Raw genomic sequence first — 24608 nt, 5'->3', positions numbered from 1 at the left:
CCCTCGCCCATGCCGCATACGAGGCCCCGCAAGGTCCCGTCGAAACGGCGCTTGCCGCCATCTGGTCCGAACTCCTCGGTGTCGATCGCATCAGCCGCAACGACAGCTTCTTCGCTCTCGGTGGACACTCGCTCCTCGCCGTCAGGCTGTTGAGCAAGATCCGCGGTGGTGGGTTCCAAGTCACATTGGAGGACTTGTTTCGCAATCTATCGCTCAAAATTCTTGCAGAGCGCATCGAAGGTGACAAACCTCAAAATGATAATTCCGCGATCGTCGTACATTCGGGCGATGGCAGCCTGCCGCTATTCTTTGTGCCGACCGGATTTGGCGATCACTCCTACGTTTTTGAGTTGGCACGTAATCTCGACGGGCGTCTGCCAATCTACGTCCTGCCCTGGCCTCCTGGTCTCGACACCTTGCCGAGGACGATCGAGGCGATGGCAAAACAAATGGCCGCGATGATGCGGCAAGTTCAGCCGAATGGACCTTATCGCCTCGCCGGCTATTCATATGGAGGAATTTTAGCTTACGCGATTGCAAACCACCTAGGTGGCATCGATGAAACCGTTTCGTTCATCGGGCTTATCGATTGCAGGCTTCCCTCCGGAAATACGGAAGAGCCGATCGACGTCAAAGACATGTTGGTGAACTACGTTGCGGATCGGAGCACACCTGATAACGCAGATCTCGTCGCGGCGCTCCGGCAGGCATCCCATCAACTGACACTGCAGCAGTTGATCGCCCAAGCGCAAGTGTTCGGACTGTTGCCAGCTGACCGCGACCCCTCGACTGAGTGCTTGATCTGGCAACGACGACAGCAATTTGATCGGCTGATCCGCGCCTATAACGTACCGGAAATGTCCGTCGATGTGTTCCAGTTCCATGCGCTGGAGGCGCCCCAGTCTTCGCAAGACTCTACCATCGAGCATGGTGAAGAACATCGGAGGACCTCACCGTTTGGTGGCTGGGAGAATGTCCTCGGTACCTCTTCAATCACACTCGTGGCCATCCCCGGCGACCATCTGACAATGATGACCGATGCCACGAATCGCAAGACCCTCGGCGAAGAGTTGTCGAACGCAATCTCTGCCTCGATATCAATCGCACGAAAGAAGCCTGACGACTTCGACCCGTTGATACCACTTACAGCTCCCAACTTTCGCAGTGCGCCAATGTTCTGTATTCCCGGCGCAGGCTCGAGCGTCACAGGATTCGTAGAGCTCGTCTGCGAATTGACCAGGGCACTACCCATCTACGGCTTACAGCCCCGCGGGATTTGCCGCGGCCAACAGCCGCATGCAACGGTAGAGGCTGCGGCCAACTACTATCTGAACGCAATCGATAAACTGTCCAGTTCCGGGCCTGTTCATCTTTTAGGCCATTCATTTGGTGGTGCCGTTGCATTTGAAATGGCGTGCCGACTGCAAGCCCAAGGACGAATAGTCGCGTCGCTAACGATCATCGACAGCGAACCACCCGGCCTCGAGCGCGATCTAACCGACTTGGAGGCGTTCACCGAGTTCGTAGAAGCGATCGCGCTAACCTTCGATTGTCAGCTTGTCCGAGAGGAAGCGGCGATTTCCGGGGTGGATATCAAATCTCGGCTAGGGTCTTTGCACGCAGCTATGACCAGATTGGGGTTGCTGCCTGCTCGAAGTCGCCCCGAGGACTTGTTCGGCCCGTTCGCGACGTTCGTGACGGCCCTACGGGCCAAATATCATCCGTCAGTAAAATATGGCGGAAGGCTTCGACTTGTCCAACTGCGCGACTCGAAGCTCGCGCCGACGACGGATGCGCGTCGGAATTCGGCTTTTGCTGAGCAGTGGTCCCGGTTCGCCACCGAGGTCGACGTCTGGCAAGGACCGGGAGACCATTTTTCCATTCTTCGCAAACCGCATGTCTTGTCATTGGTGGAGTGGTTGGAGCTCGCAACCGAGACCTGATGGAGCGAAACGGATGAACACATTCGTTCGCTGCAACGGACGCTACGAAATGCAAGTCTCAACAGCGTCCAAGACCCATTAACGAAACGATTCCGGGACACGAGCAACTTGTGTCAGATATAGGCCGATCACCATGCAAATATCTTCAGTGGGCATTGTTGGGTTTGGCGCCTTTGGCAAGCTGATTGCGACTTACCTGCGCGGGCACTTTCAGGTCTACGCATACGATATATCTGACCGTGCGTTTGCAGGTTATCGATTGTTCGACGTTGTCGCAGCGGACATAAGGACAGTGGCGAGGTGCGATGCGGTTGTACTTGCGGTCCCGGTCAATGCGATTTCTGCTGCCGTGGCGGACATAAAGCCATATTTGCAGCCAGGGACGATTGTTTTCGACGTCGGATCCGTAAAGGCAACTCCAGCAATGATAATGCAAAACGAGTTGCCCCCTTATGTCGATATCATAGGGACGCACCCGTTGTTCGGTCCTCAAAGCGCGCGTTCGGGAATCACTGGGCTGAAAATCGCGCTTTGCCCCATCCGCTCCTCCCAGTTTCGGCGCGTCGCGGCGTTTCTCCGCCGGTCGTTTGGCCTGAAAGTAGTCGTGGTCACACCGGAGGAGCATGACATCGAGACGGCGATCACGCAGGGCCTGACGCATCTAATTGGGAGAGTTTTGATCGATATGGAACCACTGCCGGATCGGCTACGGACCGCAAGTTTTGATTTGCTCATGCGTGCCGCGGATATGGTCCGTTACGATTCGAATGCCGTCTTTATGGCGATACAGCGTACAAACCCATATTCGGCCGCGAGCCGTGCGAAATTTATCGCGGCCGCGACTGCCTTGGATACCCTGGTGGGTGATGGAGGCACTGCCGCGGACATGGACAACACCGCCGTACATAGGGAGCGGCCACACGCAAAACGTGTCGGCTAGGCTCGACGCAGCGATATAATAAGGCCTGCATCGGATTGAATACCTTGGAATATATATGCTCTTCCCGCGGACAGTCAAAGGCGCGTAACGCTGAGTTGTTGTAAATCAAAGAGTTTGATGTTGACTGGTTGGGTCGGTTGAAGTGAGATAGTCGCCGCAAGTCGATATCGTCGAGAGCCCCGAGCCGACACGTCCATCACTACCATTCACGAAAGGCGAAATCCATGCGTCGTAAGTTCTCTGGATTCCTGTGTGGCGCAGCAGCTGGCACATTGGTGACGGTTGCCTTTGGGTTTTCGAACGGAGTCTTCATTCCTGATGCCCGGGCCGCAAGTGCCGAAACCTATCGCCAGCTCGCGATATTCGGTGATGTTTTTGAACGCGTTCGAGAGCGTTATGTCGAGGAACCAGATGACAACAAGCTCATCGAAGGGGCCATTAATGGCATGTTATCGTCGCTTGACCCGCATTCGCGCTACGCCAACGCACAGGATTACGAAGACTCCGAGAGCCAGTTCAAAGGCGAGTTCGGTGGCCTCGGCGTCGAGGTGACGATGGAGAACGACGAACTGAAGATCGTATCGTCGATAGACGATACGCCGGCGTCCAGAGCGGGACTTCGCGCGAACGACGTCATCACCGCCATCAACAACGAGCCCGTGCAAGGGTTGACGCTCAGTCAGGCAGTCGAGAAGATGCGCGGGCCGGTGGATACCCCTATCACGCTTACGATACTGCGCGATAAAACCATACCTAAAGAAGATGTGAGGCTGGTCCGCGAAGTCATAAAAGTTCAGTCTGTTCGGGTACAGCTCAAGGGCGACGATATCGGTTACATTCGCATTTCCCAATTCACTCAACAGACCTTTCCGGGCCTTGAGAAGGGAATAGCCGCTCTCAATGCCGGGGGCAAAGAAGACAAGCTCAAGGGTTATATCCTGGATCTCCGCAGTAATCCTGGCGGCCTCCTTGATCAGGCCATCAACGTAACTGACAGCTTCATCGATCGCGGCGAGATCGTTTCCACTCGGGGACGGAACAGTCAAGAAGACCGAAGCTATTTCGCAACCAGCGGCGACCTTGTGAACGGCAAGCCGATGATCGTTCTTATCAATGGAGGTTCGGCATCGGCATCTGAAATCGTCGCTGGCGCTCTTCAGGACCACAGGCGCGCGACCGTTTTGGGAACCCGCTCCTTTGGAAAAGGCACGGTTCAGGGTATCATACCGTTGTCCGGCAATGGCGCTTTGTTCCTCACCACATCAAGGTATTTTACGCCCTCGGGACGTTCAATTCAGGCGAAAGGTATCGATCCCGACATTCGCGTCGACGAAAAGGTTCCGAAGGAGTTGGAGGTTCGAGACCAGATCTCTGGCGAGAGCAGCCTGAAAGGTCACCTCTCAAATCCACAGCAGGACGCTGCAAAGGACGCCGGTCAAGAGACTTTGTCAGCATATATTCCGGCGGATGAGAAAGACGATACACAACTCAATGCAGCAATGCGGTTGTTGCGCGGCGAGGAGACAAATGATTTTTTCCCGCCTGACCCTAAGACATATACGCAACTCACGAAGTAGAGCCGCAACACGCGAAAACGAAGAATTGCGGTACGGACCTAGCAACTTGCGTTGAGGTGCGCACCTCGAGGCTGTCGGCAGCTGAACGAGAGCCGCTGGTGTCGCGCTCCGCGCGGAAAGCTAATCATATAAAGCGAGAGGATAAGGCGAACTCGTTGCTGTCAAAGCCCTACCTTCCATAATCGCAGAGAGCCCGATGAGCGCCAGCAATTGCTCCGATTAGCTTGGAGCGCGCCCGTGGACACCTTCGAGCCAGTTTAACGAAGACGCTGTCCCCAAGTATCGACAGAGAAAATGTAGCTTTCTGTTGGTGCGCTATATGAATCTCGTCTCATCGATAAGACATGGCTATACTTGGCATAACTAGGTGATGCCTTGACGATGCGGTGCTATGCCGTCTTCCTAGTGTCGTAGTCGTTGAAAGCACAGGTGGATCGCGGAATACTTTTCTTTGTTGCATGAACTCATTGAGCAACTCCTGTCGAGGATGCGATGCGTGCGGCCCGGAAGTGGTGCATCTGTTTGCAAAAAATTCCGTAACGGAGCGTCACGATATGAATGGAAAAAGGCAGCTGCATCTGGGGGCTTTTGTGATGGCCACGGGCAATCACATCGCCGCCTGGCGTCACCCGGCTGCACAAGCTGACGCCGATCACAATATCGATCATTACCGCGAACTGGTGAAGACAGCCGAACGCGGCAAGTTTGATCTGGTTTTTGTCGCCGACAGTCCAGCTGATCTCGATGGGGATCCGGAGGTGAGAGCGCGAGTCGCGGGCGCAGCACGTTTCGAACCGATCACCCTTTGGTCCGCGCTCTCTCAGGTGACACAACGTCTCGGCTTCGTCGCCACCGCGTCCACGACGTATGAAGATCCCTATCTGATGGCGCGGCGCTTCCTCTCGTTGGACCACATCAGCAAGGGGAGAGCGGCGTGGAATGTCGTGACTACCGCTGGCGACGTTTCCCGGAATTTCACGGTCGCGGGTCATCCGGCACACGCCGAGCGTTACCGGCGAGCAGAAGAGTTTGTCGAGCTGGTGCTCGATCTATGGGATTCTTACGAAGACGATGCATTCCCCCGCGACAAGCGAAGCGGTCTGTACTCCGATCAATCGAAGGTTCACCGTGTTGAACATAGGGGCGAGTTCTTTTCGGTCGCCGGTCCGCTGAACGTCGCCAGATCGCCGCAAGGCCGGCCCGTAGTGGTGCAAGCCGGTTCGTCGGAACCAGGTCGGGAGTTGGCGGCGCGCACTGCGGAAGTGGTATTTACGGCCGCGCGATCTTTAACGGAGGGAAGAGCCTTTTATGGAGATCTGAAGAGCCGACTGAGAAAATTCAATCGTAAGCCGAATGATCTGCTCATTATGCCTGGCCTGTTTCCGATCATCGGTGGAACCGAGGCCGAGGCTCATCGGAACTACGAGGAGCTTCAGTCCCTGGTTCATCCTAAAATTGCTTGGGCGATTTTGAAAGAATTCTATGTCGGCCTTGATTTGTCTCGTTACTCATTGGACGACAACGCACCTCCGTTGCCGCCACAATCCGAGTTTCAGAGCAGGCACAAACTGGTCTCAGATCTGGCCTCGGGAGGAATGACGTTTCGCCAGCTCTATTTGGCGTTGGCGACCGCGCGGGGGCATCGCACAACGATTGGCACACCCGAGCAGATCGCGGACACGATGAGCGAGTGGTTTAAGGAAGGCGCTGCCGATGGATTCAACATTATGCCACCGGTCTTGCCAGGTGACTTGCAGGTCTTCGTTGACGAGGTCCTGCCTGTTTTGCGGCGTCGTGGCCTGTTCCGCTCCGAGTACGAGGGGGCCACCTTGCGTGAAAACCTTGGCTTGGAGATACCCGCTCACCGCCTGGCGGCTCGTGTGCCGGACCGCAAGGACGACGCGGACAGCCGCGCTGCATATGGGATGGGCGCCTCGTGACCCTTAGCGTTTAACCGTACAATCGTGAAAGCGGATCGGCCTTGGGTGTGCTCAGTGAGGTAAAGGCAAGCGCTGTTGCTCATTGCTCTTCAATAGAGGCAGAGCAGAAGGGAACTCGCAATGGATGAGGGTGGAATCCAGGAGAGACACAGGCAAATCGGGCCCGATCTGTTTCGCGGCGCGATGGGCATGGTGGTTGGGAATGTCAGTATAATAACAGCGGGTGTTAAGAACGATCGGTCGGGGATGGTTGCGTCCTCAGTGGTTTCTCTCTCTGCAGACCCGCCAAAGATAATCGCTTGTATCAATCGCTCCTCATCAACTTGGCCTCTTATCGACCAGTATCGCCATTTAGGCGTAAGTTCCCTGGCCGCACGTCACAAGGCGATCGCGGAGAGATTCTCCGGGTTCGACGGTACCAAGGGCGCTGATCGTTTCGTTGGCGCGGAGTGGACGACCCTTGAAACGGGAGCATCGCTACTTCAGGATGCCAACGTCATTCTCGATTGTGCGCTTGACGAGATGATTGATCGGGGTACGCATTCGATCGTGATCGGGACGGTCGTCGCTGCGCGCATGCGCGAAACAGATGACGCGCTGGTTTACTGGAGGAAAGCCTATCGGCCACTGAGGCTCTGAGCGATCTGTGACGGCTCTGCGGGGCCCTCGCGGTCTCGATGATCTCGATATCACGAGATGCCTTCCCCTCTCACGTCCTATCTGGAGGCCTGGCGAACAGTGCCACGCGGATCTGGCGAGACTACCATGCTCGCCCATTCCAGACCAAAGGCGTCAAAGAGCATGTCGCGCAACAGTTGAAAGGGCCCGCTGTCCGCGGTCGCTACGAATAATATGCCACGCCTATGATGTCTTTATTTACGAGCAACTCTATCGAAAAGTCCTGATCGGTATCTGCGACGCGCGCAATCCCAGTGCTTAAATCTACATCAATGTCCTGGAAGTCGACCATCCTTTTAAACACTGGAAAGTAAGCTTTATAAACCGCTTCTTTCAGAACGAAGATATATCTCTCCCGCAGAAAGGCGCTGTCGTATCTTGCCTTCTCTCGGGGTGTCGCAATTAGGTCTACCAAGTCTTCAGGTAGTGGCTCGTTCGGTTCGATGTCGATCCCGAGGGCCGCAACCCATGTTCTGCGGGCAATTGCTGCGGCAGCAACTGTGTCATGGTGTGCCAGAGATCCAACAATGCCTGAAGGCCAAACCGGGTCGCCGTCCGACGATTTCACGATCGGCACGCTCGGGAAACCCACGCTGCCCAATAACGTACGCGCGACGAGCCTAGCAGCCCCGCTTTGGCGGCGGACTTTGCTGACCACTCCTCCAAATGAGGCCGCTTCGGACGGCAGCAAGGCATCATCGTCTGTTTGCAGAATGGTGCGAACGCCTGCAAGAAGCCGTGAATTTCGACACCCTAAGTATTCAATCATGATTGAATCCGTTTGTGGTTGGGAGATCTGCGACTGTTAATTTTCTTACGCGCTGGGGCGACCTGACTTCATTGAAAGGATGCTGAGTTTTACCGATACCGCGCAAGTCTATTGAACCTGACGCGGTTGACAATTGTATTGCCGTACGCGCTGTCTTCGGTTGCCGGTAGGGATAGCAGCAGCACGTCGTTTCGCAGGTTTGATCTCGATCCAATTCGCTACAATGCTGCTCGATGCCGATTCGGCACCTCCGCAGCCGCTCGGTTGTCATCGCTTTCATTCATCGGCGATCTGTGCAATAGGTGCGTTGCTAAGTTGACTATTGATGCAAGGTGCAAACTTTGAATTGTCGCGGCGCTCAGACAACGGGCACGTATTGCAGCTTGCGGGATAGTTTGCTTATCAGTCCCGTTGCGCTTCGAACTGTAACTGAGAGCTCTATGCTACACCGTCGTTCCTCGTTGATGGCCACTTGCCTGGCAACGATCGCCACCCTCATAGCCCTCCCTTCCGCTCCGCGAGCCGAGTCGGCCGGTGCACCTGCACAAACCGAGCTGGATCATGGGACGGTCGGCAAGTTGATCGGGGGTATCGCTGTTCAGTTGCGGGAGGGCTACGTGTTCCCCGACAAGGGAATGCAGGCAGCCGACGCACTGGAAAAGGCATACAACGAGAACGCCTACACGGGTTTAACCGACCCAGCCCAGTTTGCACTGCGTCTCACCGAACAGCTCCGGGCGATTACGAATGACAGCCATTTGAGGGTGATCTTTGGCTCACCGTTCCGCAATCAGCCTCCGCCGGGAACGCCCCAAGACGCTGGTTTCGAGGTCAAACGGCTGAATGGCAATGTCGGATATATCCGTTTGGCGCGTTTCGTGCCGCCCGAGGCCTTTAATCCGGCAGCCGATAGCGCAATGCGGGAGGTGTCGGATACCGCCGCCCTTATTATCGACATGCGCGACAACGGTGGCGGGCACCCGGCCTCTGTTGCCTACCTTGTCAGTTTTTTCCTGGATCCAGCCAGACCGGTTCATATCAACGATCTCATCTGGCGTAATCGTGGAACCTCGACATTCAGAACAGAGTCGTTTTGGAGTTCGGAGACGCCGGTTCGATATCTCGGTAAGCCGGTCTATGTCTTGGTTGGTCCCAAAACTTATTCGGCTGGCGAGGAATTTGCCTATGACCTGCAGGTGCTCAAGCGCGCGACCTTAGTAGGTGAAAAAACACGCGGTGGTGCCAATCCAGGCGGCCTGAATGAACTTGGGTCCGACCTCTTCGTTGTCGTGCCTCCAGGTAGAGCAGAGAACCCCATCACGCGCAGCAACTGGGGTGGAGCCGGTGTACAACCCGACGTTCCGGCGAAATCAGACGATGCTCAGGAAACCGCCGCCGCTCTAGCCATCGATCAGATCACGAAGCTGTCAGCAAGGTAGCGGGCTCATCCGGACTGATAGCAGAGACTGTGCTCTGATGCCGTGAGGACGGGTATGCCCGCGTTTGCACGAAGAGAGCGCGGATGCGGAGGATTCCAGCGGCTTACCAAGGCCGTGAGACGCCACATTGCTGTCGGTTTTCCAGCGCATGACGCCGTGATCCGGCGGGTGCAGGTGGTCACCATGCGGCCTCATGTTACAAGTGCCACCGGAAGAGATCACTCTCGCATGGCGCTTTTTGAAGAGCCTGCGACGGGCTTCTCGGCTCCGCCTTGCAAATCCGCCGTATCGGCGACGATGGCCGCAGCTTCTTGCCTCAAGACGTCCTTAGCGTTCTTACGAGCGTTCTCGATGGCAATATCATCGGTTAGGCTACGCTCATTTGCTTGCAAGCCGTCATCGTCACGGCTGACCATTCCGCCACCCGTCTGCTCGCGCACTTTGCTACGTTTGGCCTGCGCGGCCATTTCCATGCGCCTCTCCTGTTCATTGAGGGAGATGGTGCGCTTGTCGCGTAGCGCCTTAAGCTCTTCGATGTCTTCGGCAAACTGCTGGAAATCTGGCTCGTTTTTGACACGAGCATCATGACGCCCCTGTAATTTTTGAAGCAGCGACGTGATATCACCGGTGACCTTGTGCTTCACTGGTTTGATTTGAGTCCACGGTAATGCATTGTCGAAACTTGCTTCACCGGATGTCTTGGGATCAAAAAGCCCAGGCAGGCTCACGTCAGGGGTAACCCCCCGAATCTGCGTTGTCCCGCCGTCTACTCGGAAAAATTGCGCGACTGTAAATTTCAGTTCACCGAGTTTTGGCTCGTTGTTGCGAACCATCCGGTCAAGATTGACCACGGTCTGTACGCTACCCTTACCAAAGCTGGGCTCGCCGATAATTACGCCGCGACCGTAATCCTGTATCGCAGCAGCAAAGATCTCGGAAGCGGACGCTGAGCCGCGGTTGATCAGTACCCCTAAGGGGCCGGCCCAAAGAGGCTTGTGCTGGTCATAGCTTTCCACCTCGATCTTGCCTTCAGCGTTACGTTGCTGAACCACGGGGCCTTTCCCGACAAAGAGGCCCGTGAGATTTATCGCCTCGGCCAATGAGCCTCCGCCGTTACCGCGCAGATCGATGAGAACGCCGTGAACCCCTTCCTGCTTCAGCTCGCGCAGTAGCTTGGCGACGTCACGGCTTGCCCCTTTATAGTCCTTGTCACCGTTTCGCCGCGCCTCGAAGTCCTCGTAAAACGCCGGGAGGGTGATCACTCCAATCTTGCGCGTCGTTCCGCTGTCGTTGACGTCAAGGATAGTCTTCTTTGCAGCCTGCTTTTCGAGACTGACCTTGTCTCGGACCAGACTAATGACGCGATGGCTATCGCTCTCTCCGGCGTCCGCCGGTAAGATCTCGAGTCTGACAACAGAGTCTTCCGTGCCGCGAATCATCTGGACGACCTCGCTTAGACGGGTGCCCACGACCTCCTTGAGTGCGCCACTCTCGCCTTGTCCGACACCAATGATACGATCGCCGACCATCAATTTGCCGGATAGTTGCGCAGGCCCTCCGGGCACCAGCTCGCGGATCGTCGTGTATCCGTCGCGCTCTTGCAATACAGCACCAATCCCGACGAGTGATAGTTTCATCGAGATGTCGAACTCCGCGGAGGCCGCGGCGCCGAAGTAATCCGTATGTGGATCAACGGAGGTTGTGTACGCGTCCATGAACGACTGAAAAACATCGTCGCTATTGGACGAATAGACGCGCTCAAGAATGTTCTTATAGCGTTTGTCGAGCGTATCGCGAATTGCTGCGTCGGTCTTGCCGGCGAGCTTTAACCGGAGCCAGTCGTTTTTTACTCGCTTGCGCCAAAGTTCGTTGCTTTCCGCCGTTGATTGCGCCCATGGCGCCTCGTCACGCAGTACAGCGTAGTCTTCCTGCACCGTGAAATCGAAGCTCTGCTCGAGCAAGCTCCGCGCATAGGTCATACGATCTACAAGCCGTTCGGAATAGGTGTTGAAAACCGAGAAGGGAATCCTGAGGTCTTCACCGAGAATTGCATCATCAACCTTTGTATTTTCGGTCATGAATCTATCGATGTCTGCCTGCATAAACAGCATCCGGTCCGGGTCCAGGGACTTGACGAAATTGTTCATAATCTTGGCTGACAAGGCATCGTCGAGCGGGACAGCCCTATAAGCATACCGCGTCAGGAATTGTGCGCTCACATTGGCGGCTTGCTCCTGCCGTTGCAGCGGCTCCAGAACCGGAGGCGTCGTTTCCAATGCGTACGCGTGTGACGCAATCGAGAGAAATAAGCCTAGGAGACCAAATTGTATGCGCATCGACTCAATTTCCCTTGTCCAGATGTAGTTAACTCAGTGGTAGTGAACAATGATGGTATTTTTGCAACCTGACATTATGCGCGACATCTAAATCTGACGGACCCTGTTTATGTCACTGGCCCGTCGATTGCGCTTCCCGGCCAGCTTCCACAACGACCCCTTGCATGACATGCGTTGCAATTGAAGTAACATGATTGGGAAGTCGGCATGCACCATGGGACTGGTAAGAATTACGCGTACTTACTTCGGACCAAAAGGGAACTATTAAAAAGCCTGCAATCGATGAATCGGGGCCTAGAAACCGTCGTCCTACTCGGCGATATTCGCTGATGCACGCCGAGCCTCAGGTATGAGAGAACACGCCTATGAAAAATCAGCCTCACGCCGTCGACATCGCTGTCGGTGGAGCCATCCGGAAAAGACGTATCCTCAACGGAATTTCGCAAACCGAGCTTGGCGCAGGTATCGGTGTCAGCTTCCAGCAGGTGCAGAAATACGAGAAAGGAACCAACCGGGTCTCCGCGAGCATGCTTACCGAAATTGCCCGGGTCCTTCATGTCGACGTGGTAAGCTTTTTCGAAGGCTTGGAAGCACGGAATAGCAAAGAGCTGGTCGACGACATCAAACCGGAGGACCTCCGCGTCACGCGCGAAACCGTCTTATTGACAGAGGCTTTCCTTCAGATAAACGATCCTCGTCTTCGGCGGAAAGTCCTCGATCTTGTACGTGCTGTCGCAGGGTCCGATGTCATAAACGACTCTGGCCACATGAAGGACGCGGCCGAGTAAACTGCGCGTGGAGGCAACCAGGTGTTTGTCAGGCTTTGGCTAACGCATTTCGCGGAAGGGTCAGCTTGATCAGCAGCTCTTGAGACCTCCACTCTCTGGATACGTCAGCATTCAGGCTCTGGACCATCATCTTTTCAAGGGTTGTTCCGAAGCCGGTTTTCTCGGGCGGCCCTGGTATCGTGGCGCTCGCGCGCGATTCCTGCCACACGATCTCGAGATGCCCCGGCTCTGACGTCACCGTCACATCCAGCCGACCGTCCGCCACGGATAGAGCACCGTATTTCACGGCGTTCGTGGCATATTCGTGAAACAGCAACGCAAGGCTTGTTGCCTGGCCAGCACTGATGTGCGGGTTCTCGCCGTGAAACCGCCATTGCCCGGCGCCTTTCTCTTCAAACGGAGACAGAAGATTTTCCAGGAGAGTGTGAAACGTCGTGGGGTTTTCCGTTGAGGCCTCCTCGCCGCTGAAGCTGGGCAGCGTCAACTGGTGGGCGCGCGATAAAGCAACCAAGCGGTTCTTCATGCTGTCGGCGAGTTCGAGTGGTGTCTTCGCCGTGCGTGCCGCCAGCGAAATGATGCTGCCGGTAATCGCGAACAGGTTTTTGACCCGATGATGCATCTCCCGAAGCAGCATATCCTGACGTTCCGCCGCACGTTTCCGCTCGGATATGTCACGGGCGATCTTGGACGCGCCGATGATCGTGCCGTCGCTGCTCCGGATGGGCGAGATCGTCAGGGAAATGTCGATGAACGTGCCGTCTTTACGGCCGCGCACCGTCTCGAAATGATCGACCCGCTCTCCTGCATTGATCCTTGCCAGGATCGCAGGCTCTTCGTCCAGTCGGTCTTCCGGGATAAGAATGGTAACCGGTCGACCGACGGCCTCGGCCGCGGTATAGCCAAAGAGCCGTTCCGCGCTGAGGTTCCAGGTGGTGATGATCCCCTGCAGGGATTTACTGATAATGGCGTCGTCGGAAGATTCGACGATTGCGGCGAGGAAAGCCGCAGCTTCATGTCCTGGCTGCGCATCCCTGACCCTGCAGCCGTTGTGGACGTTCCTTGATCGTTTCGCCTTCACCGGCACGTGGATACTCTTCCATTTCACAGATACTCAATTACGAACGTGGAATGTTAGCCGGCAGTCACGCAGACGCCCCCCCTTTGCCTGAAGATACTCGCTTTTTTGGCCGCCGCAATAGTCGCTGTGCATCAGCGACGCAGAGCTTTCAGCACAAAAGTACTGCTCGCGCCGCGATATGATCAAAGAGCGCCTGCCTCGTGACATGCCGAGGAGAGGGCAGATTTGCAAGGAAGCTTCAATGAAAGTTCCGGCTTTTCACCTTCAGCGTATCGATGTGAAGATCAGGAACGAACATATCCCTTGGGACGACCGGCTTCGGCCGATCGCGTGAATCCGGCCCGCCGCCGCCATGGGCAAACTCATCGCCGCGACCAGCCGGCAGCCTGAACTCCGTATCGCGATCGGCAAGTCCAACCAGATGGCCTGAGAGATCGAAGAGCTGCTGGGCGACAAGATGGACGACCTCCCCTTCCCGCTGGATCCGCCCGTTGATCGCCATCATCGAAGATCCCAGCACGATGCGCCTGCGCTTCTCGAACAGGGTGGGCCAGACAACGACGTTGGCCGGTCCAGTCTCGTCCTCGATGGTGATAAACATCACACCCTTGGCAGATCCCGGCTTTTGCCGCACCAGCACGAGTCCAGCGGTGTAAACCCATCGGCCATCCCGGGCATTCATCGCCTCGGCACAGGTGATGATGTTGCGTGCCGACAGGTCCTCGCGCAGAAAGGCGACCGGATGCTGGCGCAAAGTCAGCCCGATGTGGCTGTAGTCCTCGATAACGTTATGGCCGCCTGTCATCTGCCGAAGCGCTACCTCCGGCTCCTGCTGCTCGGCAATCGCCGTCGCCTCGCGTTCGGCTGCGGCTGCAAACAACGGTAAGGGCTCGTCGCGCAGCGCCTTGATCGCCCAAAGCGCATCGCGTCGTTCGAGTTTCAGCGATGGCAGAAAGGCGTCGGCCTCCGCGAGTTGAACAAGCGCTTCGGTCGGCACGCTAGACCGGCGCCACATGTCATCGACTGAGGCGAACGGGTTGTTCATGCGCGCTGCAACGATCCGTGCGGCGTCCGCGACAGCCAGCCCTTTCACCTGCCGAAACCCGAGGCGCACAGCATGACGATCGCTGCCTCCAATCCTTTCCAGCGTGCAGTCCCATCGCGAGCGGTTGACGCAGACCGGCCGCACCTCGACGCCATGCTTGATCGCGTCCCCGACGATCTGGGCCGGAGCATAAAAACCCATAGGCTGACTGTTGAGCAGTGCCGCGCAAAACACGTCCGGGTAATGGCACTTGATGTAGTTCGAAGCATAGGCGATCAGCGCAAAGGAGGCGGCATGGCTTTCGGGGAAACCGTAGGAGCCGAAGCCTTCCAGCTGCGAAAAGGTCTTTTCGGCGAAGTCGGGCGAATATCCGTTCTTGACCATGCCTGACACCAGCTTGTCCTTGAAGCGCGAGACGCCGCCAGTGAACTTGAAGGTCGCCATGGATTTGCGCAGCTGGTCGGCCTCACCACCGGTAAAGCCGGCACAGACCATGGCAACACGCATGGCGCTCTCCTGAAACAATGGCACGCCCAGTGTTTTGCCGAGCACCGCCTCAAGCTCAGGTGTGGGGTACTCTACCGGCTCCTTGCCTTCACGGCGGCGAAGATACGGATGCACCATATCGCCCTGGATCGGGCCCGGCCGGACAATCGCCACCTGGACGACGAGATCATAGAAGGTGCGGGGTTTGAGGCGCGGCAGCATCGCCATCTGCGCGCGGCTTTCGATCTGGAAGGTGCCGAGCGTATCGGCCTTACGGATCATCGCATAGGTCGCGGCATCTTCCTGCTCGATCTTCGACAGATCGAGATTCTCGCCCTTGTGTTCGCGGATCAGATCGAAGGCCTTGGCCATGCAGGTGAGCATCCCGAGCGCCAACACGTCCACCTTCATGAACTTCAGTGCCTCGACATCGTCCTTGTCCCATTCGATGATCTGCCGGTCTTTCATCGTCGCCGGCTCGATCGGCACGAGATCGTCCAGCCGGTCATGGGTGAGGACAAAGCCGCCGGGGTGCTGCCCCAGATGCCGCGGAGCACCCATCAGCTGCTGCGCGAGTTTCAGGGTGAGCGCTAAGCGCCGGTCGTCGGGGTTGAGATTGAGCTCACGGATGTTTCTGTCGGGTACTTCTTCCGACCACGACCACATGCCTGACGATAGCGCCTTGATGACATCCTTCGGCAAGCCAAGTGCCTTACCGACATCGCGGATCGCGCCCTTGGCGCGGTACCGCGTAACGGTGGCGCAGAGGGCCGCCTTATCCTTGGTGTAGGTCTTGTAGATCCACTGGATGACCTCCTCGCGCCGTTCATGCTCAAAGTCGACATCAATGTCCGGCGGCTCGTCGCGCTCCTGACTGACGAAACGCTCGAAGAGCAGATCATTGGTCGAGGGATCGATTGAGGTGATGCCGAGAATATAGCAAACAGCACTGTTGGCGGCGGACCCCCTGCCCTGACAGAGAATGCCCTGGCTTCTGGCAAAGCGCACGATCGAAAACACCGTCAGGAAGTACGGCGCGTATTTCATGGTGCGGATGAGATCGAGCTCGTGGCGAACGGTCTTCAACACATCCGGTGGCAGGCCTTCCGGATACCGGTCGGGCGCACATTCCCAGACATAATGCTCGAGTGATCCTTGAGCATCCTTGCCCGGCACGATGGCTTCCTCCGGGTACTGGTAGGTCAGTTCCTCAAGCGAGAATTTGCAGCGACGCACGATCTCCAGGGTTCGCGCGAGTGCCTGCGCGTAGCGTGGAAACAGGCGCGCCATTTCCTCCGGTGGCTTGAGGTAGCGGTCGGCGTGGCGTTCGCGCTCGAAACCGACATCGTCGATCGTGGTGTTGTGCCTGATGCAGGTGACGATGTCCTGCAATTGCCGCCGGCCCGGCTCATGAAACAGCACATCATTGGTGACGACGGTTCTGACCTTGAACCGCGCCGCCATGTTGGAAATCTCATGCAGACGCAGCTGATCGTTGGGGCGCCGGCGCAGGCAGAGAGACACGTAAGCGCGATCACCAAACAGCTCAGCCATTTTTCGAAGCTGCGCGGCACAGGTGGCATCAGGCAGATCCGGCACCAGAATGCCGATCATGCCCTCGGAGTAAGCCACGATGTCGTCCCAATGCAGGATGCAGTTGTTTTTGCCGCCACGCGATTTGCCGAGCGTGATCAGCCGTGTCAAACGTGAGTAGGCAGCGCGATCCATTGGATAGACCAGCACCGACATGCCATCCGCCAGATCGAGACGACACCCAACAACCAGGCGCAGACCGGTGGCGCGGGATGCTTCCAGCGCCCGAACGATCCCGGCCAGCGAATTGCAGTCGACGACGCCGATTGCCTCGATACCGAGCTGTTTCGCGGTCTCAAACAACTCCTGTGCCGAGGAGGCGCCGCGCAGAAAGGAAAAGTGCGTCGTGACCTGCAGCTCGGCGTAGCTCATGCGAAGATCCCATGCAGGTACCATTGCCGGTCGCCCGTCTCGGGATCGACGCCGTCACCCGAACGAAAAATCCAGAAGCGTTCGCCCGCCTGATTTTCGACGACGTAATAATCCCGGACAGCGTCGAACTCGCTGTCGCGCATCCACCACTCCCCGAATATGCGCTCCGGTCCATCAGCGCGCACCACATTGTGCCGGCGGCCGCGCCAGGTGATGCTTCGGGGCGGATAGTCGGGAATCAGGGCGATCGCCGAGATTGGGTCTGGCCTGTCGAGCAGTCGAACGGGCCGTTGCCAGTGATGCGTCCAGATCTCGCCGACCGCCTCGGAGGTGGCGGCGACACGCCGCACGCTGCGCTCAGGGACATCCGATGCGACGGGCGCCAGGCGGTAGACCCGCTGACCGCGGTTTCCAAGGACGTCGATAAGGGGCGTAATGTCCGTCGTCTCTTCCGCTATCAATGAAGACGACCGCTGTTCCTCGTCCAGTGTCTCGGACATGACGGCGACGAGCGTCAGCTTCTCGATGCCAAAGCCCGGCTCGATCTTTTCCGTTCTGTCCCGAAACAGCTTGGTCAACCATGCGACATCGCGGGCAGGCTTGGCAGTCCCGGCACGGATTGCTTGTCTTGTGCCATCAACCTTGTCGACGATCAGGTCCGTGCGGCGCACGCCAAGCCCGCGGCGCTGGAGTTCTCCGACAAGCTGAGTGACGAGCCTTCCAACATATTTGTTGATCGTCTCGGCCGCACCGATAGGCTCGGCGAACGACCGTGATACCTCGATCCATTCTGGCGCCCGCATCGGCTCGATCGGTTCGGACGTATGACCGAACATCTGGCCGAGGCGGCGACCGATCTCGGGGCCAAAGCGCAGCGCCAGCGGTGCGCGGGCCGTATTCGCCAGTTCACCGATCGTCTGGAAGCCCAGCGTCCTCAAATCAGAGACGATCTTTTCAGGAAGGCGCAATAGCGAAAGCGGAAGCCTCTCGACTGCCTGAACCGTCCCGCCCCTCGGGACGATAACGGTCTCCCTGTTGATCGCCCGCGCGCAGGCATGGGCCGCGCCCCAGGTGTCGGCAACGGCGACGCGGGCATTGAGCTTCTTTGCCCGGAACTGGTTGGCTATTTTCGTCACCATTGGCAGCTCGCCGCCCTTCAGGTGGTCGGCGCCCTCGGTATCCATGACGATGCCATCGATCCCGTCGACGGCGACGATCGGCGAATAGACGGTCAATGCCCAAAGGGCGATCCGTTGCAGCGCGGCGGCGTCGGCCAAAGGGTCGGCCTCGACCATCATCAAGTCGCGGAAGATCGCCTGGGCCTTCGCAGCCGGCATTCCTGGCCTCACGCCCGCCTTCCGCGCGGCCGCATCGGCGGCAGAGACCCATCGCTTCGACCCTGACCTGGCAATCACGGCAATGGCATGCTCAGGCGGAATGGAGGGATCGGCCCGACGAATGCGATCCGTCGGCAGATCCGGAAGATAGATGGATACGACCCTCGTCATCACACGCTCTCACGAGAAACTCAGCACACTCACCCGCTTTCACGCGCATCAATTCGAGAAACCATTGAGGCCTGCCTATCCCCGGTACCGGCAGCTCTTCCGATGGCATCACACTGACCCGCCATCTGGTTGTTGACGCCGTCGGCTGGCCGAAATCGTTCGCCTCCGTCTGCCGTCTCCAGCGCCGGACGGCGATGGCCATGGTTCCGGTCTTTTCGGCGACGAGCTGGAGACGTCGCGACGCCGTCATCGGCAGCCGCACCAGTTCGCCGACGACGACGCCGAGGCCCCCGAATGAGAGGCACTCCTCCATGCTCGACAGGACGTCCTCCTCCTTGTCTCCCTCGACGAATACGACGCGGTCGGGATGAAGGCCAACCTGCGCCAGCGCCGGCATGAAGAGGTCGGGCCGTGTCAGACACCATGCCACCTGCCCCTTCGTCCGGGCGGCAATTCCGGCAACAAAAAGCGCGGCCGCCGCGCCATCGACGGTACCCGAACCCCCGCCCGCGAACTCATGCAGCGCCCCATAGGCAAGGCCACCGCCCGGCAGGGCCGCATCGATCTCGGGCACACCGAAGGGCAGACAGCCGGCGCGTTTGGCCGCCACGCCCTCCATCGCTGCGATGCGATCTCGCAACTCGCAGATCACATCGGATACCCCCTTGGGGCGGGCAGCGGTCATCGTTCACGGCTCCCTTCAAGGTCGTGTTGGCGGTTTCGACGTGATGTCGCGTAGCTATCTGTTCATTGTTTGTTCTCATGGCGTACAAGAGTCAAGCGAGGAATATTATCCCAGCATTAGCGATTCTGAAGATTCGAAGAAGAATCAAGGGCGTATGGGTAAAAGAATTTTGCAGCCCTGTCGGATGATGGTGCACGCGCTCGGTGAATAGCGGGGATGAATGCACGGCGTGGCAATGTTTTTAAGAGTTTTGTGCTGAAGTCTCCCAATGACGAAGTCCCCGAGATCAAAACCGCTCCTTCGTGATACCGAAGCTCCGATCCGCTCAAAGCCGCGTCGGAAGCGCAATCCCGCACAGCCACAGCTGCTGTTCGATCCGATGCCTGATCGCGTCGAGCCGGCGCTCGCTGAGCTGAAGGCGCATCCGCCCAGAGGTGACCAGTGGAGCTGGGAGCTGAAGTGGGATGGCTACCGGCTCGCCGTGCATATCGAGCCCACAGGCGTCCGTATCCTCACTCGTGGCGGCCATGACTGGACACATCGCTTTCCTGATATCGCAGAGGCGGCCCGGGCCCTCGGGCCGGCCACGATGATCATCGATGGCGAGGCGGTGGTGCTTGACGAGGAAGGGCGGCCGGACTTCGGGCTGCTGCAGAAATCGTTGGGTGCTTCCGGCAAGGCCGCTGGCCGTCGAGCATCTGATGCCATCCTCTACGCCTTCGATCTTATCTACCTCGACGGTCACGATTTGCGCAGCGTCGAGTACCGCTCGCGCCGCCATCTTCTTGAGGACACGCTGAACGGCAAAGATGGCGCCATCCGCCTGTCGGAAACCATCGACGCCGAACCAGACGTCCTCCTCAAACATGTGTGCGGCCTTGGCCTCGAGGGCATCGTCGGCAAGCACCTCGATCAGCCCTATCGTTCCGGCCGCACCGGCGATTGGGTCAAGGTGAAATGCATTGAGAGCGAAGCGTTCATGGTTGTTGGCTATGAGCCATCCACCGCATCGCCTACCGGCTTCGCATCGCTGGTGCTTGCTGCCTATCGAGGCGACCAGCTCGTCCATGTCGGGAACGTTGGCACGGGCTTTAAGGAAGCCGAGATGATCAGGCTGCGCAAGATGCTCGACAAGCTGCGCTGGAAACGAAAGCAGCCGCCTGTGCCGTTTGTCGGAAAGTCAGATATCGTCTGGGTCGCGCCGCCCTTGATCGCCGAGATCGAGTTCAGGGCGTGGACGGGGGACGATAAATTGCGGCATGCTTCCTACAAGGGCCTGCGGGAACGGCAGGACAATGCCGACGTTTACAAGCTCGATTAGAGAGACAGACCAGATGCGGTGACGAACTGCATTTGGTGGAGGCGGAGGGCTTACCAGCATGTGCAATCTTTATCGCATGGAAGACAAGGACTGGGTCTCGAAATGGGCCCAGGACGCCGAAAGCTTTATCAACCTGATGCCCGCCTATCAGATGAACCCCGACCAGATGGGGCCAATCGTCCGCAACACCACTGACGAAAAGAAGCAGCTCGTGCATGCGCGATGGGGCCTGCCCTCCCCTCGCTTCGCCCTTGAGAAGACGGCCAAAGCCAGGGCCGAGAAGCTCGCGGCCAAGGGTAAGCCCTACGATCTTGAAGAACTGATCCGCATGGATGCCGGATCGCGGCACGACCAATGTCCGCAAGCTTAATTTCGCGCACTGGACCCGATGGTTCGGCGTCGAGCACAGGTGCCTAGTGCCCGTCACCAGCTTTGCCGAACCGGACCCGGCGAGCAAACAGGCAGGTGGCAATGTGCCTAATGCCTGGTTCGCTCGCGACGAGGCAAAGTCGCTGATGTTCTTCGCCGGTATCCACGTGCCGCAATGGAAGAGCGTACGTAAGGTGAAAGATGGAATGACCACGGATGATCTCTATGGCTTCCTGACCACGGATCCCAATGATCTCGTCAAGCCAATCCACGAAAAGGCCATGCCTGTACTGCTGCTGACGAAGGAAGAAACCGACGTCTGGATGCGGGCGCCCTGGGACGAGGCAAAGCACCTCGCCCGCCCACTACCCAATGACGCGCTCATCGTCCTGTCACGTGAACCTTACGGGTCATCGATCGTGTCGAAATCTGGCGAGCCGGTGGAGCAAGGCAGCCTGCTGTAACCCGCCTGCGCGCCCCAAAGGGATCGATTACCTCGCCTTCCGCTTCTTCAACCCTCCGTCCTGCAGCTCTATCCAGACGGGCGCATGATCGCTGGTGTGTTCCCATCCGCGCACATGCCTGTCGACCTCTGCCTTAGAGAGCATTGCCGCAGCTTCGGAACTCAGGAGGACGTGGTCTATCCGCAACCCCGCATCGCGTGCGTAGGCATTGCGGAAATAGTCCCAGAACGTATAGATGCGTTCGTTCGGATGAAGATGACGCAGCGCATCGGTCCAGCCTTGATTGACCAGCCCCCTATAGGCTTCCCGGACTTCCACCCGGAACAACGCGTCGTTTGTCCAGCGGTCCGGCTTGTAGACATCGATCTCCGTCGGCATGACGTTGTAGTCACCTGCGAGCACGACCGGAACTTCCAGTTCGAGCAGCTCCGCCGCATAGTCATGCAGCCTCTTGAACCAACGGATTTTGTAATCGAATTTCGGTCCGGGATAAGGATTGCCGTTCGGCAGATAGAGCCCTCCGATGACGATGCCATTGACGATTGCCTCGATATAGCGGCTGTGTTCGTCTTCCGGCTCACCGGGCAGACCTTTTCTCGTAAGGTGAGGCTCCTGACCCTTGGCAAGGATTGCGACGCCGTTCCAGGACTTCTGACCCTGCCAGACGGCACCATAGCCAGCGGCTTCGATCGCCTTGATCGGGAACTTATTCTGCGGCGCCTTTAGTTCCTGCAGGCAAACGACGTCCGGCTCGGCCTCATTCAACCATCGGAGAAGAACTTCGAGCCGGCCGTTCACGCCGTTGACGTTATAGGTTGCGAGCTTCACCGATCAGTGCCGACCGATTTCCGCTTCCACCTTTTTGCGAGAATTACCGGCGCTCTTCACGGCCTTCTTGACCGTGTCCTTCGAGACACCTTCCTTCTTCGCCTCGTAGCGGACTTCATGATCCTGTCCGGCTGCGACCTTGGCCCGATCCTGAGCTCTGCCTCGCGATGTGGTTGCCATCGTCGTTCTCCTTATGGTTTCGGTCACCGGAAAACGAACGCTGATTCAAGAAGTTCCATTCTATCTGTTGCGCGTGATTCTCATACGAGCGCGTTGCTGAGAGCCGCTGGGCACCCGCCGGCGCAGCAACCTCATCACATTTCTCTTAAGGCGAGCCTGCTTCATTTTCGACAACGAGGGTCAATCCCCCGCTCTCCCTGGAAGATCGGTCAGGTCCTGAGCCCATCCCAAAGCCGAGGAGCACCAGATCTGGGAGCGGGGCCTAAGCTCCTGGCGCTGATTAATCGTTCCCAGTCTGATCCCGACCTCTTCGGCGTCTTCATCCTCTCCCGTCGTATAGATGGGCGATCCGCAATCAGCACAGAAGAACTGCAAGCGCCGGCGACCGTTATCCGCAGTTTTGACATAAAGTCTGGGCTCGCCGGACGTTATCTGAAACTGGCTGCGTTGCGTGCTGACGGTCACCCTGTAGGCGGTTCCCGTCAATCTCTGGCAGTCGGTGCAGTGGCAAATGGCCACGTCTTGTGGATCGATCTCGGCTTCATAAGTGATCTTTTGGCATTGGCATGCGCCATCGATATGCATGTTACCTCTCCGTCCTTGTTGCTGTTTCCATAAGGGTGCCGCCCTCAAGACGACGTCATTTTTGCCGGCCCTACACCCCACGAACCGGTTCTTGATTTCTACCTTTGCGCTTTTCGCGGGATTTTGCCTGCCTTCTTGCCTCCCGCAGTTCGATCAATGTCGGCTGCCACCATCCGCGGTCTTTCTCGTATTCGGACGGCTCGTGGCGCGCGGGCCACGTGTGAACCAACTCCTCCAGCGTCGGTAGACGCCATCCCGCCCACACGTGCTCAGCGCTGACGTCAGGATGGTGCTCGGAAACTTCATTCTGATCGACGAGCTCACCCGTGATTTCGGTGATGACCACGACCCCATAGGCGGTTGTGCCAATCGGCCGACCGAGAGGCGGTAGATCATCGCTCGGGACCGGAAGCCTTTTCTTCCTCCGCTCCAGCGTTCGGCGTTTCGCCTTGGCTTCTTCCTCGGTGCCCCTCCTCGCTTCGGCCCTTTTGCGTCGCTCCGAAGGTTCGGCCCACTTGGCAGCATCCTCGATGGCTTCCCATCGTTGCTGCAACTCGTCATACGACGAATAAGGAACCTCCCAGACCTTGTCGTCTCCGTTCCAGCGGGCGAATGGAATCTGCCGAAGTTCGTCGACGACGGTGCGGGAATACGGCGTCCGGACGCGCAGCCCGCGGTCGTGGACTTCAAGATATGGACTGAGGATCGGCTCAAACTCGAAAGCATCGCGTCCCTTCGCCTCCTCGAACGGAGTTTTGCGGTCGGCTTCCGAGGCAAGCCACCGGTCGACGCGGCGCCGCGCCATTTTGCCAGGAACCATCCAGGCCTGAAGGCGGTCGCTCCACCGCGCCTTTGGGAAGGTCTCGCGAAACCGCGCCACAGTCATGCGGTCGAAGGGAAACGACACCGTTTCCGACGCCGGGCTGTCTTCGTGATCTTCATCATGTTCGTCGTCCATGGCAAGAAACGATCTTGGGTCGACCGAAGTTGCGCCTTAGCCAGCGCGCCCAACCAGGGAAGCACGCTATTCGGCCACCCCGCCGCACGCGAGCGCCGGCCCTTTAAATTCGATCGAAGCCTGGCCATCGACATCGTTGGTGTAACGGGCGATGGTTTTGTCAGTATAGAAATACGCCAACCGGAACTGGAAGGGAGTTCCGTTTCGATTGTCCGGAACGTCAGGGGCTATCATGGGCTGCGCATTGTCGAGGATGCCTGCGACGAGATCCCAGCCCATAGCCTGGGCAGATTGGGGTCAGAACAAGAACTGTTCTTTCAGACACGCTAAGGCAGAACATATCATGAACTCTCGTTGCTAACCCACATGGTAGCCATCAGATTCGCTGCGACGGCTGGAACATTCAATCCGTAGCGAGATCGTCGCATACGTCCTGCTACTTGTCGCAGAGGATCAGCCGGACGAATTCCTTCTGACTGGGGCTTGTTTGCCGAAGGGGGCTGAATCTTACGCCAGGCCTCGCAAGATTATCCAGAGTTGAACAATTATCGCTGAAATATACTGCACGATTCTTAGGCGTGTCACATGACCTGAACATCTGCGATCTTCAATCCAGACCAGTTACTTAAGCCAATGTGAAATCCTCGATGTCATATCGTCACCGTTCTAACGCAGATATGATGTTGTTCCTCTTTTGCTGTGACACATAATATGCAATGGTCACCG

The 24608-nt window shown here is 57.6% G+C and carries 19 protein-coding genes and 1 pseudogene; 10 read left to right on the top strand and 10 right to left on the bottom strand.

Features of this window, described 5'->3' with window-relative positions; genetic code table 11:
* From ACIK7D_RS26220 to ACIK7D_RS26200, 5 genes are all read left to right on the top strand, one after another.
* A partial coding sequence (locus ACIK7D_RS26220; protein ID WP_400157970.1) for an alpha/beta fold hydrolase occupies window positions 1-1943 on the top strand: 1943 nt, incomplete at its 5' end.
* A 133-nt stretch (window positions 1944-2076) separates the two neighbouring features.
* Entirely contained in the window at window positions 2077-2883 is an 807-nt protein-coding gene (locus ACIK7D_RS26215) for a prephenate dehydrogenase/arogenate dehydrogenase family protein (RefSeq protein ID WP_400157969.1), read from the top strand.
* A gap of 224 nt (window positions 2884-3107) precedes the next feature.
* Window positions 3108-4460, top strand: coding sequence for a S41 family peptidase (locus tag ACIK7D_RS26210; RefSeq protein WP_400157968.1), 1353 nt, complete (start codon window positions 3108-3110; stop codon window positions 4458-4460).
* Window positions 4461-5014: 554 nt separating this feature from the next.
* The gene (locus ACIK7D_RS26205; RefSeq protein WP_400157967.1) at window positions 5015-6400 is read left to right on the top strand and encodes an LLM class flavin-dependent oxidoreductase; all 1386 of its coding nucleotides are present in this window, start codon (window positions 5015-5017) and stop codon (window positions 6398-6400) included.
* Window positions 6401-6520: 120 nt separating this feature from the next.
* The gene (locus ACIK7D_RS26200; RefSeq protein WP_400157966.1) at window positions 6521-7039 is read left to right on the top strand and encodes a flavin reductase family protein; all 519 of its coding nucleotides are present in this window, start codon (window positions 6521-6523) and stop codon (window positions 7037-7039) included.
* Window positions 7040-7241: 202 nt separating this feature from the next.
* On the opposite strand, the gene ACIK7D_RS26195 is transcribed toward ACIK7D_RS26200, so the two are convergent.
* Window positions 7242-7847 (bottom strand): 4'-phosphopantetheinyl transferase, encoded by a 606-nt coding sequence (locus ACIK7D_RS26195; RefSeq protein WP_400157965.1) that lies wholly within the window; start codon window positions 7845-7847, stop codon window positions 7242-7244.
* Between the two features lie 617 nt (window positions 7848-8464).
* Here ACIK7D_RS26195 and ACIK7D_RS26190 point away from each other — a divergent pair.
* A complete protein-coding gene (locus tag ACIK7D_RS26190) occupies window positions 8465-9286 on the top strand; it encodes a S41 family peptidase (RefSeq protein ID WP_400157964.1) in 822 nt (273 codons plus the stop codon).
* 218 nt (window positions 9287-9504) lie between these two features.
* Here the strand turns inward: ACIK7D_RS26190 and ACIK7D_RS26185 are convergent, their stop codons facing one another.
* Entirely contained in the window at window positions 9505-11622 is a 2118-nt protein-coding gene (locus ACIK7D_RS26185) for a carboxy terminal-processing peptidase (protein WP_400157963.1), read from the bottom strand.
* 365 nt (window positions 11623-11987) lie between these two features.
* Between ACIK7D_RS26185 and ACIK7D_RS26180 the strand changes: the two genes are divergently transcribed.
* Window positions 11988-12410 (top strand): helix-turn-helix domain-containing protein, encoded by a 423-nt coding sequence (locus ACIK7D_RS26180; RefSeq protein ID WP_400157962.1) that lies wholly within the window; start codon window positions 11988-11990, stop codon window positions 12408-12410.
* Between the two features lie 28 nt (window positions 12411-12438).
* On the opposite strand, the gene ACIK7D_RS26175 is transcribed toward ACIK7D_RS26180, so the two are convergent.
* The 4 genes from ACIK7D_RS26175 to ACIK7D_RS26160 form a co-directional block, all read right to left on the bottom strand.
* Complete coding sequence (locus ACIK7D_RS26175) at window positions 12439-13494, bottom strand: sensor histidine kinase (RefSeq protein ID WP_400157961.1); 1056 nt, start codon at window positions 13492-13494, stop codon at window positions 12439-12441.
* A gap of 232 nt (window positions 13495-13726) precedes the next feature.
* Window positions 13727-16984 (bottom strand): error-prone DNA polymerase, encoded by a 3258-nt coding sequence (locus ACIK7D_RS26170; RefSeq protein WP_400157960.1) that lies wholly within the window; start codon window positions 16982-16984, stop codon window positions 13727-13729.
* Window positions 16981-18492 (bottom strand): Y-family DNA polymerase, encoded by a 1512-nt coding sequence (locus tag ACIK7D_RS26165; RefSeq protein WP_400157959.1) that lies wholly within the window; start codon window positions 18490-18492, stop codon window positions 16981-16983. The genes ACIK7D_RS26170 and ACIK7D_RS26165 overlap by 4 nt, the downstream gene beginning before the upstream one ends.
* On the bottom strand, window positions 18413-19177 hold the full coding sequence (locus ACIK7D_RS26160; RefSeq protein ID WP_400157958.1) for an ImuA family protein: 765 nt from the start codon (window positions 19175-19177) through the stop codon (window positions 18413-18415). Before ACIK7D_RS26160 ends, ACIK7D_RS26165 begins: the two co-directional genes overlap by 80 nt.
* A 268-nt stretch (window positions 19178-19445) precedes the next feature.
* On the opposite strand from ACIK7D_RS26160, the gene ligD reads away from it, so the two are divergent.
* Window positions 19446-20498, top strand: coding sequence for a non-homologous end-joining DNA ligase (ligD, locus tag ACIK7D_RS26155; protein ID WP_400157957.1), 1053 nt, complete (start codon window positions 19446-19448; stop codon window positions 20496-20498).
* 58 nt (window positions 20499-20556) lie between these two features.
* A pseudogene (locus ACIK7D_RS26150) lies at window positions 20557-21331 on the top strand (SOS response-associated peptidase family protein).
* A 27-nt stretch (window positions 21332-21358) separates the two neighbouring features.
* Here ACIK7D_RS26150 and xth read toward each other — a convergent pair.
* The 4 genes from xth to ACIK7D_RS26130 form a co-directional block, all read right to left on the bottom strand.
* On the bottom strand, window positions 21359-22159 hold the full coding sequence (gene xth / locus ACIK7D_RS26145; protein WP_400157956.1) for an exodeoxyribonuclease III: 801 nt from the start codon (window positions 22157-22159) through the stop codon (window positions 21359-21361).
* Between the two features lie 3 nt (window positions 22160-22162).
* Window positions 22163-22339 (bottom strand): DUF3606 domain-containing protein, encoded by a 177-nt coding sequence (locus tag ACIK7D_RS26140; RefSeq protein WP_018099080.1) that lies wholly within the window; start codon window positions 22337-22339, stop codon window positions 22163-22165.
* A gap of 180 nt (window positions 22340-22519) precedes the next feature.
* Window positions 22520-22924, bottom strand: a complete 405-nt coding sequence (locus ACIK7D_RS26135) for a GFA family protein (protein WP_400157955.1) — start codon at window positions 22922-22924, stop codon at window positions 22520-22522.
* A gap of 70 nt (window positions 22925-22994) precedes the next feature.
* Window positions 22995-23882: a hypothetical protein gene (locus ACIK7D_RS26130; RefSeq protein ID WP_400157954.1), complete on the bottom strand. Its 888-nt coding sequence runs from the start codon at window positions 23880-23882 to the stop codon at window positions 22995-22997.
* Here ACIK7D_RS26130 and ACIK7D_RS26125 point away from each other — a divergent pair.
* Window positions 23868-24212: a hypothetical protein gene (locus ACIK7D_RS26125; RefSeq protein WP_400157953.1), complete on the top strand. Its 345-nt coding sequence runs from the start codon at window positions 23868-23870 to the stop codon at window positions 24210-24212. The two genes, ACIK7D_RS26130 and ACIK7D_RS26125, sit on opposite strands and share 15 nt — an antisense overlap.
* Window positions 24213-24608: the final 396 nt, after the last annotated feature.

The sequence above is a fragment of the Agrobacterium sp. P15N1-A genome, assembly GCF_044626815.1.
Lineage (GTDB): Bacteria > Pseudomonadota > Alphaproteobacteria > Rhizobiales > Rhizobiaceae > Agrobacterium > Agrobacterium leguminum.
This window is presented reverse-complemented; position numbering and strand designations above follow the sequence as displayed.